The 17,872-nt window shown below is 35.6% G+C and carries 15 protein-coding genes; 7 read left to right on the top strand and 8 right to left on the bottom strand.

Annotation, left to right across the window (positions count from 1 at the left end):
* Positions 1–213 precede the first annotated feature (213 nt).
* On the bottom strand, positions 214–1,338 hold the full coding sequence (locus tag F6K23_RS05080) for a mechanosensitive ion channel family protein (protein ID WP_293151470.1): 1,125 nt from the start codon (positions 1,336–1,338) through the stop codon (positions 214–216).
* Between the two features lie 973 nt (positions 1,339–2,311).
* On the opposite strand from F6K23_RS05080, the gene F6K23_RS05075 reads away from it, so the two are divergent.
* A complete protein-coding gene (locus tag F6K23_RS05075) occupies positions 2,312–4,552 on the top strand; it encodes a Cache 3/Cache 2 fusion domain-containing protein (RefSeq protein ID WP_293151467.1) in 2,241 nt (746 codons plus the stop codon).
* Positions 4,553–4,977: 425 nt separating this feature from the next.
* Here F6K23_RS05075 and F6K23_RS05070 read toward each other — a convergent pair whose 3' ends face one another.
* Together F6K23_RS05070 and F6K23_RS05065 are read right to left on the bottom strand one after the other, a co-directional pair.
* Positions 4,978–6,045, bottom strand: a complete 1,068-nt coding sequence (locus F6K23_RS05070; protein ID WP_293151464.1) for an RNA-guided endonuclease TnpB family protein — start codon at positions 6,043–6,045, stop codon at positions 4,978–4,980.
* Positions 6,046–6,753: 708 nt separating this feature from the next.
* Complete coding sequence (locus F6K23_RS05065) at positions 6,754–6,894, bottom strand: hypothetical protein (RefSeq protein WP_293151461.1); 141 nt, start codon at positions 6,892–6,894, stop codon at positions 6,754–6,756.
* A gap of 609 nt (positions 6,895–7,503) precedes the next feature.
* Between F6K23_RS05065 and F6K23_RS05060 the strand changes: the two genes are divergently transcribed.
* Positions 7,504–7,638, top strand: a complete 135-nt coding sequence (locus tag F6K23_RS05060; RefSeq protein ID WP_293151458.1) for a hypothetical protein — start codon at positions 7,504–7,506, stop codon at positions 7,636–7,638.
* Between the two features lie 122 nt (positions 7,639–7,760).
* Here the strand turns inward: F6K23_RS05060 and F6K23_RS05055 are convergent, their stop codons facing one another.
* Positions 7,761–8,858, bottom strand: a complete 1,098-nt coding sequence (locus F6K23_RS05055) for a PstS family phosphate ABC transporter substrate-binding protein (protein ID WP_293151455.1) — start codon at positions 8,856–8,858, stop codon at positions 7,761–7,763.
* Positions 8,859–9,305: 447 nt separating this feature from the next.
* Between F6K23_RS05055 and F6K23_RS05050 the strand changes: the two genes are divergently transcribed.
* A complete protein-coding gene (locus F6K23_RS05050) occupies positions 9,306–10,082 on the top strand; it encodes a hypothetical protein (protein WP_293151452.1) in 777 nt (258 codons plus the stop codon).
* A 755-nt stretch (positions 10,083–10,837) separates the two neighbouring features.
* On the opposite strand, the gene F6K23_RS05045 is transcribed toward F6K23_RS05050, so the two are convergent.
* From F6K23_RS05045 to F6K23_RS05030, 4 genes are all read right to left on the bottom strand, one after another.
* Positions 10,838–11,191, bottom strand: coding sequence for an STAS domain-containing protein (locus tag F6K23_RS05045; protein WP_293151449.1), 354 nt, complete (start codon positions 11,189–11,191; stop codon positions 10,838–10,840).
* 132 nt (positions 11,192–11,323) lie between these two features.
* Positions 11,324–11,965, bottom strand: a complete 642-nt coding sequence (grpE, locus tag F6K23_RS05040; protein ID WP_293151446.1) for a nucleotide exchange factor GrpE — start codon at positions 11,963–11,965, stop codon at positions 11,324–11,326.
* 854 nt (positions 11,966–12,819) lie between these two features.
* Positions 12,820–12,933 (bottom strand): hypothetical protein, encoded by a 114-nt coding sequence (locus F6K23_RS05035; protein ID WP_293151648.1) that lies wholly within the window; start codon positions 12,931–12,933, stop codon positions 12,820–12,822.
* Between the two features lie 184 nt (positions 12,934–13,117).
* A complete protein-coding gene (locus tag F6K23_RS05030; protein WP_293151443.1) occupies positions 13,118–13,261 on the bottom strand; it encodes a hypothetical protein in 144 nt (47 codons plus the stop codon).
* 1,480 nt (positions 13,262–14,741) lie between these two features.
* Between F6K23_RS05030 and F6K23_RS05025 the strand changes: the two genes are divergently transcribed.
* From F6K23_RS05025 to F6K23_RS05015, 4 genes are all read left to right on the top strand, one after another.
* On the top strand, positions 14,742–15,050 hold the full coding sequence (locus F6K23_RS05025; protein ID WP_293151440.1) for a transposase: 309 nt from the start codon (positions 14,742–14,744) through the stop codon (positions 15,048–15,050).
* The gene (locus F6K23_RS41480) at positions 14,968–15,315 is read left to right on the top strand and encodes an IS200/IS605 family accessory protein TnpB-related protein (protein ID WP_367267620.1); all 348 of its coding nucleotides are present in this window, start codon (positions 14,968–14,970) and stop codon (positions 15,313–15,315) included. Before F6K23_RS05025 ends, F6K23_RS41480 begins: the two co-directional genes overlap by 83 nt.
* Complete coding sequence (locus tag F6K23_RS05020) at positions 15,287–15,448, top strand: hypothetical protein (protein WP_293151438.1); 162 nt, start codon at positions 15,287–15,289, stop codon at positions 15,446–15,448. Before F6K23_RS41480 ends, F6K23_RS05020 begins: the two co-directional genes overlap by 29 nt.
* A 609-nt stretch (positions 15,449–16,057) precedes the next feature.
* A complete protein-coding gene (locus tag F6K23_RS05015; protein ID WP_293151435.1) occupies positions 16,058–17,683 on the top strand; it encodes a SpoIID/LytB domain-containing protein in 1,626 nt (541 codons plus the stop codon).
* Positions 17,684–17,872: the final 189 nt, after the last annotated feature.

Here is a 17,872-nt window from a genome sequence, read left to right as displayed (position 1 = left end):
TAACATATTTATAGAAATAAAATCAACTAAAAAGTCGCCCGCTTATGGGCGAGGCTTTAGACCCAAATTTTCGGTAAACAGGAACGAAAAGATATTGGTAGTCTTGTAAAAGTAGTGTTTAGTATGTATATCCATTTTATTACTAGAAGGTAAACCTCAAAAATCACTACTTGTTTACCACTACCAAAATATTAACTTATGGATATTTAGAACTCAATTCTTGATTGCCATTTTCATATTTTTTGTATAACTTTCTTGGTCAGTAATGATAAAGACATTCTGAGCAGCAATACCCTCTTTTTCCATTAATTTCATTACCCTCAAATGAAATTCATTGGCAGTACGCCCGTAACCAGCAGGAGGATGATATGAAACATATTTAATCTTGCGAGCATTACCTTCAAGACCTAGGAACATTATATAATGTTCCAGAAAACCTTCCATACTTTTAAATATTTCATCAAGACCAGCTATTATTCTCTCTGCTTGATCTGCTGTAATGCCATCAATTTTTAAAGTTCCTGTTATCCCCCACTCTTCAACATTAGCTCTGTCTTGAGACCAGTTATCTACAATACCACCAACCATTCGAGAATTGGGCATTTTAATGATCGAACCCCATTCCCATGAGTACAACTTTGTTGTTCTTAAACCAATTTCTGAAACCTGGAAAAAACCACTTAATCCTGTAACTCCTATCCAATCACCAGGTCTATACAACCCATCAGTATAGATAATTACAGCACAACACCAATCATAGATAATGTCTTTGAACAACAAACCTAAAGCAACACCAGCACCACCAAGTAAACCAATCAAAGCTCCTGCAGATGCTCCCAAAAAGACTTCTGCTCCTTTAATACATACCACAACAATTGCTGCAATCCGAAATAGTCTAGGGAAATAAGGAACCAGCAAATCATCGAGGTCTGTCTCAGTGTGAATAGTTAGATATTTTAGTAGTTGACCTAACAAAGGAGCTGAACGATAAATCACATTTGCTACCAGAGCAATAGCAGCTAAACCGATAATATCAGTTATAATTTTGTTTAACTGAGGACTGATATACTCCATTAAAATTATATGCACTGACCAAAACCCAGCAATTAAAACTAACCAGCCTAAGGGTTCTTTAATGATAGCAATCAATTGATCGTCTAAGTCAGATTTAGTGTTAGAAGCTAGACTCTCAATACTTTTAATAATTACTCCAGCAATAAATCCCTGGAGTATTAGTGTTAATAGCAACACCCCGAATGCAAATAATAGTTTATATGCCGATAGGCCAAAAATACTAATTTCTCCCAGACTATTCCAAATTTGTTCTAATAAGTCCATTTTTTTCCTCAACTTAGAGATTTTTTATAAGAATAAGGTATTTTCCTAGTCTACAGAAACTGAAGTCTAGAGTCTAGTACAATGCAAAATTTAGACCGTTCTTACAGTAGCAAAAAAACAGTCGATCAAGTATTGTTAATATAATATTTTAATATGGGCATTGCATCATCATGGAATTATAAGAGTAGGCATTGGTGAGAGGGCACATTAAATTTAAAATAATCAGGAATCATCCTGCAAATATAGAATACTTTAATTTTTTCTGACAATCTCTTTTGTCTGATGCAAATCAAACTTTACCTTGTCAGACTTTAAGCAAAATCAAAAATCATTTAATTTTTTTTGAGTTAGTTGTCTAGTTCATATATACAGAGCCTACAAAGCTATGCTATATATAGTGTTAGGACTTACGCAGTACAACGTATTTTCGTCCGAAGCGACCCACAGGGTTTGCGGAGCAGTCCGGAACGGAAAGCAATCTCAAATCCTAGTTTTTCCTACCTCATGGGTAAGTCCTGAGTGTATTATTTCAGTAATAATCGGAGAACGAAGACTACAGATAATTAAGTTGGTACAATAAAATCGATGTATATTTAGTTGTGTAAAAAGTTTGAAATAAGGTATTTATAAACTGTCAGCTAATTTTGACGTTTTGATTTTTTAATGCTTACCTACTTAGTATTATTGTGTAACTCAAGAGAAAGAAAAGATATTAAGATTAAACTATTTTTCTAAAAAGTGCTGTAAGAGCTAAGAACATTTCAGATTTATCTTCCTATATTTGTCGCTCAAATATCAGATGAACTAGAGTTGATATTTTGAGACAAAATTTAGATAGCACAATTCTTCTTCGGCTAATCTTGCCACTCATAGATTTTGATATATCCAGCTTAAAAAAATGTTAATACTATCCATTTTTTTGCCAAAAATCAAGATATTATTATGTACTAAAATCTACAGGAAAAACAAAATTATGAAGATTGATAAAAAGATTCAATATGATGTCATAAAATACGATAAAAAAATTCAAAAAAAAGCTAAAATAATCAAACAAAAACTCTACAAGTTTTTACATAAAACATTAACTATTAATAATGCTAGTAAGCCACAAATAATCGCATTCTACACTTCACTAACCCTTGGTGGAATTAGTTTAACATTAGCGATATTAGGGTCTTTATTGTACACCCTAGAACAAAAAGAGAGATTTGATAATGCTAAACAGCAAGCTCAAAGGGAAACAGCTAGAGTTGCTCTGGAGATTGACCGACGACTGTATTTTGCCCAAAAATCAGCTATTTCTGTAGCCAACGACCTCACTTCTGGTAAATTAAGTGATGGGGAATTATCAGAGCGACTTAAATCAGAAATTGAGGCAAATACAGAACTTTTAGATATTGGGGTTGCTTATCAACCCTTTGCTTATCAACCGGATGTAAAGTTATATGCACCATATTATGGCAGGAGAGACGACAAAGTAGAACTATTTGAAGCTAAAATTAACTATACTAAACCCAAATATGCTTGGTATAGTAATACCCTGAACAAAGGACCAAATTGGGGAGAGCCATATTTGTGGAGTGACACTTCTCTAGTCAGCGATCCAGTAGTCGGATTTTATACTCCTTTTTATAACCCAAATACTCCAGATAAATCCCCACGAGGTATCGTATATAGCGAATATTCATTAGGGCAAATTCGACAGGTGATGGAGTCTCTAAACTTGGGTAGAACAGGTTATGGATTTATCCTTTCTCAAACTGGAACTTACCTTTATCATCCTAATGAAGAACTTTTTAAAGCTCAAGAAAATGTCTTCGAACTTACATACGAACAGAAGGATGAAAAGCTGAGAGAATTAATTATTAAAGCGCTTAAAGGTACGCCAGTAGCAGCAAATTTAACTGATGACGTAACAGGTCAAAATTCTTGGTTATTTCTGCGGACAACCAATCGAAATGGATGGGTAGTAGGAATAATCTTTATTCAAGATGAAATTTTACCAGATTCTGCTGTCACAAGACGTAAACTAATCGCTCTTAGTATCGCCTACCTTTGGTTTGCTGTTTTTCTCTCAATTCTACTATTTAAAGCTTACCTGGGAGGAGTAAAACGAATTGCATTAGTATCATTTATTATTACGACATTCTTTGTAGCAAATATTGCTTTTGTTTGGAGCTTAGTGTTGAGAGCGAGAACTTATACCGCAACTAGAAATCTTTTGCTCAGTGATACTGGTGTAACACAATTATTAGCTCCTCAAATAGAGTTAAGCAAAGAATTAAATCAAAAACCACCCCTAATTGTTCCTACAGGAGTTTTTATTCAATCATTTGATTTTACCAGTGCAAAAGATGCTTTTGTCACAGGTTATATCTGGCAAGAATACCAAGATGGTGTACATGATGATTTATCTCGTGGCATTATACTTGCTAATGCTATTGAAGATAGTGATTATGAGTTAAGAGAAGATTATCGACACAAAAAAGATGGTTTAGAAGTTATCGGTTGGTATTTTGCTTATACTCTCCGGATGGATTTTAATTTTGATTATTATCCTTTTGATGATAAAGATTTGAAAATCCGGATTGTGCATCAAGATTTCAATAATGGAAACTTAAATCGTCGGGTGATTCTTGCTCCTAACTTAAGTAGTTACAATGTAATTAACCCTCGAACCACACCAGGGATAGATCAAGAAATGGTACTCGGAGAATGGTATCTCAGGGATAGTTTTTTCGAGTATGTATTTAAGACATACAATACTAATTTTGGTCTGATAGATTCTGTACCAAAAACTAATTTTCCTGAACTTCAATATACTTTTATTTTGCAAAGGTCTTTCTTAGGTCTGTTTATTTCTAAACTAGGACCAATGATTGTAGTTTTGACTTTGTTATTTGCAGTGCTACTGGTTTGTGACAAAGAACAAACTATGGAAGTTTTGGGAGCTTCTGCGGGTTTTGTATTTATTGTTATCTTAGACCAGGTAACAGTCAGACAACAAATTATTACTAAAGGAATTGTTTATTTGGAGTTCTTTTACTTTGTTGTTTATTTATACATTTTCTTAGTAACTTTGAACTTTATTCTCTGGAGTTTGAGGCCAAATATTCCGATTTTTAAGTATAAAGATAACTTTATCTTTAAGGCGCTTTATTGGCCGAGTATGATGAAGATTTTACTGCTAATCACTATTTTGGTATTTATTTAAAGAAGGAATTTGGGTTGAAAGCGGCAGCATTCCGGTAGGAAAAGGGAATAGAAAAATGCCCTAATTCTGATGCTTAGTGCTTTGAAATATTTAACAGTTAACGGTGATCGGGCGTATAGTGGAAGATACTAAAGAACCCGCTCCCCGTCTACAAACCCCCCATAACACTCGCACCACGAGCCTTTAAAAAATATAGTGGGGGTCTTATATCAAGTCCGGTTGAATACTTATTATATAGTTGGGGGAAATGGGGAGATGAGAACTCACCCGTTCTACTAAACTTACCCAAACTTACCCAAAATGGTATTTTGAGTTTTGGAGCTAGCTTCCTGTTTTCCTACGGAATGCTGCGCAAACACTGAAGACCACTGACCGCAGTCTGCAACTTATCTTCTCCACAGGCTTAAAATCGGCGGAAACTCCACCTACTGATGCACATAATTTTCTAGATTGAGCGCAGCATTAAAGTCTCTGTCAGCAGTAAATCCGCAGTTGCTGCATTCATAAGTTCTCTTATGTAATGGCATTTTCTGTCGATGCCCACAATGAGAGCATAGCTGAGAGCTAGGGTAAAATCTATCAGCTATTACTAACTTACTTCCATACCACTCGCACTTGTATGTTAGCTGACGCTTAAACTCATAAAAGCCGCAGTCTGCTATCGCACTAGCTAGTTTATGGTTTTTGAGCATTCCGCTCACATTCAAATCTTCTATCACTATGGTGCTGTGGTTTTTAGCTAACCATGTTGTTAGTTTATGTAGTGCATCTGCTCTGATATCAGCTACTTTTTTGTGAGCCTTCGCTAGTCTTTTGACAGCTTTGGCTCTATTTTTGGAGCCTGGCTCTTTTTTCTTGACACGGCGTTGATAACGAGTTAATCGTTTTTTCGCTTGTTTATAGGCTTTGACATTGGCATACTTTGTTCCATCACTACAAGTTGCTAGAGTCTTTATGCCTACATCTACACCGATAACATCTCGTTTTTTCGCCGGAGGTTTAGACTCACATTCATACTTAAAACTAATATACCAATCACCTGCACGTTTTGATATCCTGACATTTTTTACTGGTACAGAGGGTAAGATTTCATACGTTTTTACTATTCCTATTCTTGGTAATTGTATGTAATTTCCTTGAATAATTTTGATACTTCCTTCCAAGTAAAAACTGTCTTTTTTCCCTTTTTTCTTAAACTTAGGAAACCCAGATTTAGGAATATTCAAAAAGTTTTTAAATGCCCTGTCTAAATCTCTTAATGCTTGTTGAGGAGCGCACTTTGATACTTCATAATACCACGGATTTTTAGTTTTTACTTCAGCTACTAAACGTTTATGCAAAGTAATTGCACTAGGTCGTTTTTGGGTTGATTTATATTCAGAAATACAATTCGCTAATCCCCAGTTGTACGCATGGCGCGATACACCTGCGTGCTTTGCAAGTATTGTTTTTTGTTTATTATTAACTTTTAATTTAGTCTTGATTGATTGCATTTCAATTGATTGACCACCTTTTCGATTGAATAAGTTAGATATAAGTCTAGTATATCACAAGAAATGTCTAATTGTGTTTAACTTTGTTCAAGTATTTTCATACTGTTGATAACCCTCGCCCCTCCCCCTCCCAGGAGGGAAAGTAGGGGAGTGGGTAGGGACGTTGCATAAGGGCGTCCGTACAGGGAGAAGTAAACATAAGAATAATTAACATCATTCGCGAGCTAAAATTAGCATGCAAAGTGATTTTGGTTGTGGTGATTAGTTGACAACTGAAGTATTGCCAAAGTATAGCACTAATGCGTGGGAATTGATATAACCCCTCCCAGGAGGGGAATATGGGGAGATGAGGAGATAGTCCGATTTAATATTGAAGTAACTGTAGAATTATAAATATATACTGTATAACCGGATTGTATATTACAGCGCTTTTCGCTCTTGATGAACCACATCTTCACAAGCAAAACTAGGCGTTGGTAAATCAAGAGATGAAACCTTACAGCGCTTTTCGCTCTTGATGAACCACATCTTCACACATCAAACTTTGTAGGGACGTTCCATGGAACGTCCCTACTGTGGTCTACCCAAATGAAAACCGCTGTAAGAGTAATCTGTTTCTGATACCTCTAAATATTTTACCAGAGTAAGTGATGGGCATCACCCCTAGTAGAAAATCATCTTACTAATTACCAACGCCGAAACCTAATTCTATAGAACCCATTTGAGGTCTATATAATTATGGGTAGTCCTGCATGGTAATGGTGAAGATATATATTTTTTAATTTCTCCCACACTCCCCATCCCCCCATCTCCCCATCTCCCCATCTCCCCATCTCCCCATCTCCCCACCTCCCCATCTCCCCACACTCTCTCTACCATTACTATGCACCACCACCTAATTATGGTAGTCAAGTCTTTTCGCGCATCAATTTTGACCGAAAATCATCTGAAGGAGTGTTGAATTTTTTGTATGATCACGAACCCACATCTTTCCTCTTCTCTCTTCTCTCTTCCCTCTTACCTCCTCTCTCCTGTCTTCCCCTCCTGGGAGGGGGAGGGGCGAGGGGTGGGTTGTCTCCTGACTCCTAGCTAAAAAAACTTGATATTTATGAAGATACGCTTAGGGGTTCTATAGAATCCCTAACCGTATCTTTGCAAAGGTACAAGTTTTTGGCAAAGGAGTCAGGAGGACCGAGTCATATAGAATCCGGGTAATTAGTTATCGTATTACTGAGGAGTAACGAGTAACGAGTAACGAGTAACGAGTAACGAGTAACGAGTAACGAGTAACGAGTAACGAGTAACGAGTAACGAGTAATATCAAATCCAGTTGAATACTTAATTGTATTGTTGGGGGAGATGGGGAGATGGGGAGATGGGGAGATTGAATAATGAACATATACTATATAACCGGATTCTATATCAGGAGTTCCAGAAATAGGATAGGAGAAAAAGCGGATGCGACCCCGCGACGACGCTAGGGCAGCTCCTCTGAAGGAGGCAAGTCACAAGCGGTCAGACCCCGCGTTGCCGTCAGCTCCCTTGGGGAATGCTGACTCCTTTTCGGGAATGCGCACCAAGCAGATAGAATAATGCTTCCATCTCCCCACACTCCCCACCCTTCCCACACTTCCCACACTCCCTTTTAAATAGATCCGCTTAGGGGTTCTATACACGCTCCGATGCTATATGTCTATTTCATCAACTCAATTCAATCAGCTACCACCCATTTTTTTTCTTTCTTTTTCAGAGAAAAGTTTATCAATGAGTTTAACGCCTATTGCAGATTCTCCCTCAAAAACAGAACCAGTAGTCAGTTTTTCAACACGCTCTCGTACTTTCCCTTGTAAAAATCCGGGTAAAGGTACATATCCCACTTCTGAAATTACCGCTTTATTCGCAACATCTATTTGGTAATCAATAAAAGCTTTGACAGGGGGTATTGTTTCTAGGGAATTCTTATTCACATATAGAAGTAATGGACGAGATAGGGGACTATAAGTACCGTTAGCGATAGTTTCACTGCTTGGCTCCACACATTGATCGCTACCATTGTCAATAGCAATTAGTTTCACAAAATCTTGATTTTTTTCGTAGTAGGTAAAACCGAGGAAACCCAAACTACCCCAATCAGATTCGATACCCTGAATAATGAGATCATCATCTTCACTGGCCTGATAGTCTTTGCGACTTCTACCTTCTTCCTCAGTAACAGCATCAGTAAAGTAATCATAAGTACCAGAGTCGGTATCAGGACCATAGAGACTTAGAGGTTCTTCCGGAAATTCATCACGAATTTGCTTCCAGTTTGTTATTTTATTCTTATCATCATCATTAGGTTGCCAAATTTTTGTTAACTCTTCTAGGGTCAGGCAGTCTGCCCAATCATTGTCACGATTAACGATTATAGAAAGACCATCGAAAGCAATGGGAATTTCAACAAATTCTATTCCATTTGCCTGACAGAGGTCAATTTCAGACTTTTTAATGGGACGGGAAGCATTTGCTATATCTGTGTCCCCAATACAAAACTTTTTTAGTCCGGTTCCAGAACTAGATATTCCCACAATTACCTGATTTTCTGGATTCTCATTCATAAATTTTTGAGCCATTGTGTCAGATAGGGGAAAAATTGTACTTGAGCCATCAACTAGAATATATCCTTTTTCCTCAGTATCTTCTTCCTTTACTTGTGGAGATCTTTCGGTAGTGGAAGTTATTGTTTCATTATTGCCACAAGCACTTACAATCAGAAGTAGAGCTATTGCAAAAAAACGGAGAGATTGGTTTTTCAATTGTATTACTAAATTCATAAATTTTAGAGTAAGATTTTACTGATAACCTTGATAATTTTACCACTTATCAATATTCAATCTTGAGATAAACTCTCTATTCAGCTAATATTTTTAGTTTGATTTTGTGGGAAAATTATTATCTTTTTCTTTATGGGTTTAATACCCCACCGTCTACACGGTGTCTACAATTGGTTGGGGATAAGTCAATGACCTGCCACTTCATGTCTACAAACCCCATCCACTTTTTTCTTCTTCCTTCTTCAAAATAATTATCCAATTACTAAGGCTGACAAAACTATCCTGTGTAAACTTGTTTCAATCTACTTAATCTACCTCTAAAAATTTATACTCTAGTCCGAAATAATATTTATACCTTAACCGTTTGAATAACTGTCACATTTCAAATATTTTTCTCTGCAAAGCTAAACTATGATCAAGGTATTTATCATTGGAGGAAGTAGAAGAATGAAAACTTCTGTAAATTTTGCTAGCTTTACTGTTGGACTAGCTTTAATATTACTTTCGACATTTGGTATTTTACAATGGCTACATATTTCGGTTGGTAGTTTTTTAGATTGGGTAATTGGGGGTGCTTGTTTTTGGTGGTTATTGTTAATTGTTACGGTTCCCTGGAATATACATTTTGAAGCTAAAGAGGTATTAGCTGAAGCTGCTGAGTCAAAGCAAAAAGGTATAACAGTTGATGCTCAACAAGTTGATTATGTTGCTAAGTTAGCGCGTTTTTCTTTGTGGATAGCTTTGGCTTTACATTTTCTTTCTACAGTTGGGCTTTATACTTTAGCTATTACTGGTATTAGTGTAGTTGGTTATGTGAGTTCTGGCGCAGCTTTATTGTTAACTGTTTTACGTCCTGCTATACGTTTATATCAATATTTAGTGGTACGGTTATCGATGATTCGCCGAGAATTATTGCATCCTCGTGCAGATATTATTGAACTTAGAAATCGCTTTGGAAATATCGAAAAAACTGTTGAAAATCTAGCAGCACAACTAAGTCTTGAAAATCCAGAATCTTTTAGATATAAACAACAGCAACACTCCGAAATAACAAGAAAAGAATTCAGTCGTTTAGCAGTGACAATAGAAGATTTAAGAAATACAAACCAAGCAGAACATCATCAGTTAGCTAGAGATTTTGAAACAGCAATATCGAGACTTTCAACAGACGGGCAATTTATTAATCATGTGCAGGAAATAATTCGGTTTATTAAAGAAGCTTAATGAGATATTTATTTTCAATATTTTCCTATCCCGATATTCAATAATTAACAATTAACAATTAACAATTAATAATTACCTCTCCTGAAAACGAATAGGATTGGCAAACAGGATTTTTTTGATTTATTTCTTCTTCAAAGAAGAGGCTTTATAGCAGTCGAAGGAAAGGGCGCAGACATATCAAAAGCTTAAAACTCAGACAACACAATATTTTTCCTTCTTTCCTAGATAACTAAAGCCTTCTTCCTTCTGCTTTAAACCTTAATTATTTAGTAAATTATGGAGTTTTTTATCATCTTCTCAAACTATTAAACTTTATCAATAAAGCCAAATAATCGTAACACTTCTATCTGAGAAACAGGGATTAAGCAAAAAAAAATCTTAATCTATTACAGGAAAAAGGTTTACCACAAAAAAACTAAGTCTAGCTAACTTAATATATACCTAAATCTGTCCTGATTAAGACCAACTGATTTTGACTTTAATCTATATTTAACTTGTCATTAGACTTCAGATAAGCTGAAGCTTTGTTGCAAAATTTAGATTTAATTTTCTTTAGTAAAAAATTCTAGATTTTATTTGAAATCAGAAACTTCTTCCTCATCATTTTTATCAGATACACCCCTTTGGATCTAGTTGGATCTAGAAAATATTTGAAAGAAATTTTAAATTAATCAGGAACTTATGGAAGAAGATTTAATCTACCACTTAAAATACTTGAATCTAAAATCTTAATACTAACTCTAAAATTTTTAATTTTAGTTTTTGCTTTGGGCCTGAAGATTTGTATTAGGTTCAACAGAGGCTTTATCAAAATCTTCTCGGTTAGGAAATATTTCAAAAACCCGATCCATACTTGTTAACTCAAACAGAATTCTAACTTGTTCATTAATAGAACATACAACTAATTGACTTCCAGCAGCTCTAACAGTTTTGAGCGCTAAAACTAAAGCACCTAAACCAGAGCTATCCATAAAAGTTACATCTTTAAAATCTATCAAAATAATATCTGCTCCAGCTTCAACTTGCTCACTAATTTCTTGGCGAAATGTAGTAGCTTTAGTGCCGTCTAAAATCCCATTTGGTTGAATATACTTAACCACATTACTCATATTTTCTAGAAGCTATGACTCTAACTATTAACAAACCTAGGCTAGTATACCTCATTACTGAGATTAAGTCCAAGTATTATATTGATAAGAAACTCAAAAGTAATTACCACATAAGCTTTTCTGTTGTTTGATTTAATTGATCGGACTAACTTTGGCACGGAATAGTAGTTTACCTCCCTGCCGATAGCCAGTATAACGAACTTTTACCAGTTCTCCCTCTTGGACAGACCCTTCCATTAGTTGATGTAACTGAGGGTCAAAAGGAATTTCTGCTCCCACAGGAACGATAGATTCTACATTCCATTGTTGGATCAATTGCTCTACTGGACGTAACAAAGGTAATATCTTTGTTGCTGCTAAACGAGGATTTTGTTTAACTTTGTATACAACAGTAGGCCATTGTTGTAACCAAGATTCTAAAATTTGCAAGCTAGACTGCTGAAACTCCTGTATTAAAAATTGTTTTTGTTGCTCTAAGTTTGCCTGGATATTGTTATATTCTTTTTCTAATGTTGATGTGGAAGTTGGTACTGATTTTTTGACAAGTTCGGGGGCAAAATTATCTAATAATTCTGTTAAGGTGATTCCTAATGCTTGACTAATTTTGAGTAAAATATCTACTCGCATTTGTGACCCTAACCCACGTCGCAACCGAATAAGCTGCAGTTCCGAAACCCCTGCTTTTTGACTTAATTCTTTAAAGCTAGAAATACTTGCTTTCTCCATCAGGTTTTGTAATTGGGAGCCATAGTTTATTGGAAAAGACTGATTCATTTCACCGGATATTAAAAGAAAAGAGTAGACTTTTGTGTCTGCTCTAGAATATATCACAATTACTCATTATCATTAGACATCTGGTGAAAAAGATATAGACTTTTTGTAAAAGTAGGGAACAGGGAATAGGGAACAGGGAACAGGAAAAATGTTTTTAGGAAAAAAACACGGAAAATGATTTTGTGAGTAACTTTTACAACCCTAGTTTTTAGTAAATAAAGGGTAAGTTTATTTTCTGGAGATTTCTATTAAGTAGGTCAGCATTAAAAATTATCCTGATGACAAAGCACGAAGTGTGGGGTAAAAGGAATAAAATAGTATGGTGTTTGAGGGACTTTACTTTTCATTACATACTAATTTTTTTCACCTTCTTACTGACTAAAAAATTACCGAATAATTAAGGTTTAAAGCCTCTCATGAGTAAGGAGAAGCAGCGGTCGATATTCGCAGCTTCCCGCAGGGTGGGATGGCGAAGAAACCTGCGCCATATCCAATCGATCAAGAGAAGAAAAAATTTTCATGATTAGTCAATCCTCTTCTTTTCAAGGAGAGGTAATAATTAATAATTAATAATTAATAATTAATAATTAATTGTTGAATAGCATCTTACAGCGCTTTTCAAGTTGATGAACCACATCTTCACAAATAATACCTTGTAGGGAAGTTCCATGGAACGTCCCTACTGTGGTCTACCCAAATGAAAACCTCTGTAAGTATTGAACTTACTCAAGATGATTTTATGAAATATTTTGAGTGAGCACCATCGATTTTTTACAGCAATTTCAATTTAAATTCAGCAATATTCATTGTGATTGTATGCTAATTATGTTGATTTTTGAATTAATAAAACAAATTTATTTTGATTGTAAATGTGCTTCTAGGAACCACAAACGTTTATCAATAGTCCTAGAAACTTCGGTATACAAATCGGATGTATCTGCATCTCCTAATTTATCTGTTTTATCTATTCCATCTTGGACTAATTTTGCATAAGTTGCGAAGCGGTCTCCTAATGCTATTTAAATAATCTTTTCCATCAATGATTTTATCAGGATATTCTTCTTAAATTGATTCAGAAGCAGCAATTCGAGCTGTCCCCATTGCTATCCCTCCCAAAGCTGTAACTCTTTCTGCAAAAATATCAATATATTCTTATAGTTCACCAGCCATTTGAGCAAATAATTCATGTAATTGATCAAAATCCATTCCTTTAACATTCCAATTGCCTTGTTTGACTTGAGTTTTTCGATCAAGAATTGTTGCTAATGTATAGCGCTGTGCGCAGGCAACAAGCAACAGCTCCGGAAGGCAACAGCTCCGGAAGGCAACAGGGGGAATAAAAAATCTATAATATCAGACTTTTAGCTATTGGACACCTCTTGTAATTTGTAAATATGCCAGCGCACATTGCTATATTCTTAAGAAGACCCAATATTTTAGAACGTTTCTCTCCAGGTAAATCTATCCAATAATCGTAAATATTTTGCTTTTATTTTTCCTTATTTATATCGATTTATAATTAACTTCAACTAAAGGATAACTATGGAAAAATTTGACTTTTATAAATTAATTATTCTTGTTAAAATCAACAAACTTATGCAAAATATTCTCTAGTTTAACTATATAGCAAGGAATAGAAAACAGACAAAATTGGGAAAAAAATAAAACCGTATTTGATCCATCATTAGCATCAGTTCTCAGCAACTCTTTCCCGTGCTATACCTTGAAGTTCATCAAAGGATCAGAAAAAAAGGTTTAAGGTTTAAATTTATTTGATAGACTTGATTCAGGTGGCCAATTGAGCCATAGCAAGCAACAACCAACAGTTGTAAGACTTTCTAAAGGGTTCGCATTTTTGCCGCAGGTCGGCGTGACTCCAAGACCGTACTAACTTATCGCGTCGGCGACTTCTGTCGGAAAGAAGCGCCACCAGGTTGCACATTCGCAAACCTACCTAGCGTCTGATAGTACACTCGGTGTGAGTCAATAGTTAAGAAAAAGATTTCCCTGTTTAGGGTTAATTGTCAGTCTATGTCCTAACTAACTATTTCCCCTGTTATAGCTATTTATTTCTTGGCAAGGGTCGATAAACTTTGGTCTACTAATTAATTTGTTCATAATTAAATCATACTCATAGGGACTTTGCTCTAAAAAGGGGTATGTTAAGAGGTAATATCATGTCCGGTTGAATACTTATAAATAACGACGGAGGAGGACCGAGTCAGGATGACCGAGTCAGGAGGAAAGAAGAAGGGGTGATTAACTGTTAAACTTAAACTGTAGAAAATAGTTGTAAAATTTACAAAAGTGTTGTAATATTAAACAAGTACAGGACTTAAGATGAATTATAGTGGGTGAATGCGACTTGTTGACAGACATATTATTAACCGAACACATATTTATTGGCGGGTGTGTGATGAGTTAGCCAAAAAGCTCGAAAAACTTGTACAATTTAGCTAACTATTATTGTCGTCAGCATTTTTTCACTTTTCTCAAAAAGTCTGGATTTAACTAAACTATACCACGCCACCAAAGATAGCGATGCCTATAGATCATTACCAACTAAAGTATCAAAACAAATAATCAAATGCTTGGTTGCCACTTGGCGTGGTTATTTTCAGGCAATCAAAGAATGGTCGCGCACATCCAGGGAAGTTTTTAGGTAAGCCCAAAATACCCAAATATAAGGACAAAACTAAAGGTCGATCGGGTAGTTATATATTCAAAGGAATCAGTCTATAAAGCCCCTCTTTTAGATGGTATTTGTCACTTATCCATGAGTGAGATCAAAATACCTGTAGTTGTGGAAACTGTAATCGAAGTCAGGATAGTACCTGCTACTAGCTGCTATATAATTGAAGTAGTCTATGAAAAAACGAATCAGCCACAAATACACTCAAGATATGTAGCCGGGATTGACTTAGGGATTGACAGATTAGTTGCTCTATCTACAAACAAGCTTGGTGTTAAGCCTATGCTTGTTAACGGGAAGCCACTAAAAAGTGTTAATCAGCTTTACAACAAGCGTAAAGCCAAGTACCAAAGTCATCTCACAGGCAACAGAAAAACTAGCCGGATATATTGAGGCGTTAACCTATCACCGAAATCGTTTTGTCGAGAATTATCTGCATAAGACCAGTAAATTAGTTGTCAATTATTTAGTGACTAATAATATTGGTACTGTAGTTATAGGAAAAAATGATAACTGGAAACAATGTGCAAATATAGGCAAAAAAAACAATCAAAACTTTACCCAAATACCGCACTCTAAGCTAATTGAACAGATAACTTATAAATGTCAACTTGCAGGCATAATGGTAATTGAAACAGCAAGATTGTTACACCAGTAAAACATCTGCTATTGACCTAGAAAAACCAATATGCCATGAAAACTATGTAGGCAAGCGAGTCAAACGTGGTTTATTCAGGAGTGGAACTGGTATAGTCATTAATGCCGATATTAATGGCAGTCTTCAAATATAAGATAAGAAATTCCCAGGAGCATTTACTGTTGAGGGAATAGTGAGCTGTGCCGTACAGCCAGTATTGGTTAATCCAATATCAAGATAAAAGCTGTTACAATTTTCTACAGTTTTTTTCGTACGGTAGTGGTACATTTTAATGGTATAACCAGTGGGAGTATCTTGCTCTCGTTCTAATTATTTTTGTCACGGTATAGTCAGTGGGATCATTTTGCTCTCTTTACTAAGTGTTGCTTGTCTCCACCTACCATTACTATGCAGGACTACCGAAGAAGCAATAGGAGAAGAAAATTTTTGATCACTAATTAAACGGACATGATATAAAAGTTGTTTGTTATATCTACAGAGTCTTGATGTGATTTTATCAAGTATCTCCCCATGAGGGGAGGAAAGGAAAAAAAAGTGATAATTTATTTATCTACCTAAGAAGTATTTTTTATTGATGAGAATTGTGCACTTATTGTATAGTTTCAACCAGAAATAAAAAATATTTATTTGACTAATTCTTAAGTTTGAGAGTCGCTCAAAATAATTAAATTATAAGTTTTTTTCAATCTAGCTATTTTTAGCTACAATAGCTAGAAAATAAACACTGTGGAGGTAAATAAAATTGCAGACTAAGATATATAAAAAATATTTCACTCACAAATTAATTCCGATTACAATATTGATAACAGCTTTACTGCTAGGATTATATAAAAGACCAGCAGAAGCTTTAGAAGAATCTAATATATTGCTCAAAATAGGAGTCATACAACGATTTGGTACTAAAACTACAGATAAAATCACCCTAAGAGCTACTCCTGGAGATAAATTAACTTTAAGCTTTAAAACTCCAGCAGGAAAAGAAACTCTTACTACTGAAAAAGTTGAGTTGAAAATTAAGATGAGACCGCAAGAAAAAGCATTATTAAAAGAGCGGTTAGTTCTCAGTAGTCACCGCAGTTATGAAAACGCTGAAGAAGATGCTCAATTATGGAAAAATAAGGGAATAGAAGTAGAAGTAACCCAACCCGGAAGATGGAAAGTTTGGGCAAAAAGAGAAGTTTATAAAACTCCTTTATTGCGACGTTGGCTATTAGAAAGTCTACAAGCTCATAGTAATACAGATGTATATCTCGATTTGGAAGTTCTCAAACAACGACCCACAGCTTACTGGGAAATGAATGGCTATACTTATCATCGCCATGAGTTAGATATTACAGCAGGAAAAGATATAATTCTCGTCAATAATCAATTTAACCAAGATACGGCAATACCAGAAGAACGACGTTATGCTGGCTCACTCAAATTACAACCGAATGCTTATGGAAGTTACACATTAGTAAATAATGTCCCAATAGAAACTTATATTCGGGGAGTAGTACCCCACGAATTAGGGGCTTGGCCACCAAAAGCATCCCTAGAAGCTCAAGCAATTTTAGCTAGAACTTATGCACTACGAAATTTACATAGGTTTGTAGCAGATAATTATGAGTTGTGCGCCAATACTCACTGTCAAGTATACAAAGGATTAGATGTATACCCAGAAACAGATGAAGCGGTAGCAGCAACTAGAGGAAAAGTCCTGACCTATGAGGATGAGTTGATAGATGCCGTTTATTTTGCGGTTAGTGGTGGTGTGACAGCAGATTTTAACGATCTATGGAATGGCACTGAACGTCCATATTTACGACCTGTAATTGATTCAGCTAATAATATCTGGGATTTATCTACAAATAGTTTAGCTGATGAACAAAATTTCCGTAAGTTTATGAGTCTTCAAACAGGATTTAATGAAGAAGGTTGGATAGAGTTTCGTTGGCGGGAGGTAGTGAGTTTGCCTGGTATAGTTAGCTATTTAAAGAGTTATTTTCGAGAGAAAAAAAGTCCTTTTGCTCAAATTGAAACCGTAAAAAATGTGGAAGTGACAGAGCGATCGCTAGCTGGTCGTGTTCTGAAAATGACTGTGGAAACTGATAAAGGGATTATAGAGCTAAATAAGGACGAAGTACAAAATGCCTTTTGGGTGCCTTGGAGTACACTCTTTTACTTAGACCCTATATACAAACCCGATCAAACTTTATGGGGCTATAGTTTCGTTGGAGGAGGATTTGGACATGGGGTAGGTTTCTCTCAGAAAGGATCTATTAAATTAGCTGAGTTAGGTTGGAATAGCGATCGTATTCTCAGTTTTTATTTTCCTGGAACAGAGATCCAACCTCTCAGCGAGTCAGTCACTTTTGGACAACAATAATGATAGCGATCAAGGTAATATAAACAGGACTTACGCAAAACTGCAATATCTAGTAGGGGCGATTTCCGTTCCGGAATGCTCCTACAGAGCGCGAATCGCCCCTACTGATAGCGTATTGTCTAAGAATTTGCGTAAGTCCTGATAAATTGATTGTTTATAGTTAGTTGTCCGGTTAACTATAAACAATCA

Origin of the sequence: Okeania sp. SIO2C9 (genome assembly GCF_010672455.1) — a bacterium.
GTDB lineage: Bacteria > Cyanobacteriota > Cyanobacteriia > Cyanobacteriales > Microcoleaceae > Okeania.
This window is presented reverse-complemented; position numbering and strand designations above follow the sequence as displayed.

Coding starts and splice junctions, on each gene's coding strand:
- F6K23_RS05080 (WP_293151470.1), bottom strand. CDS start 1,338: ATGGACTTATTAGAACAAATTTGGAATAGTCTGGGAGAAATTAGTATT.
- F6K23_RS05070 (WP_293151464.1), bottom strand. CDS start 6,045: ATGCAATCAATCAAGACTAAATTAAAAGTTAATAATAAACAAAAAACA.
- grpE (WP_293151446.1), bottom strand. CDS start 11,965: ATGAATCAGTCTTTTCCAATAAACTATGGCTCCCAATTACAAAACCTG.
- F6K23_RS05050 (WP_293151452.1), top strand. CDS start 9,306: ATGAAAACTTCTGTAAATTTTGCTAGCTTTACTGTTGGACTAGCTTTA.
- F6K23_RS05025 (WP_293151440.1), top strand. CDS start 14,742: ATGAGTGAGATCAAAATACCTGTAGTTGTGGAAACTGTAATCGAAGTC.
- F6K23_RS05045 (WP_293151449.1), bottom strand. CDS start 11,191: ATGAGTAATGTGGTTAAGTATATTCAACCAAATGGGATTTTAGACGGC.
- F6K23_RS05075 (WP_293151467.1), top strand. CDS start 2,312: ATGAAGATTGATAAAAAGATTCAATATGATGTCATAAAATACGATAAA.
- F6K23_RS05055 (WP_293151455.1), bottom strand. CDS start 8,858: ATGAATTTAGTAATACAATTGAAAAACCAATCTCTCCGTTTTTTTGCA.
- F6K23_RS05060 (WP_293151458.1), top strand. CDS start 7,504: ATGCGACCCCGCGACGACGCTAGGGCAGCTCCTCTGAAGGAGGCAAGT.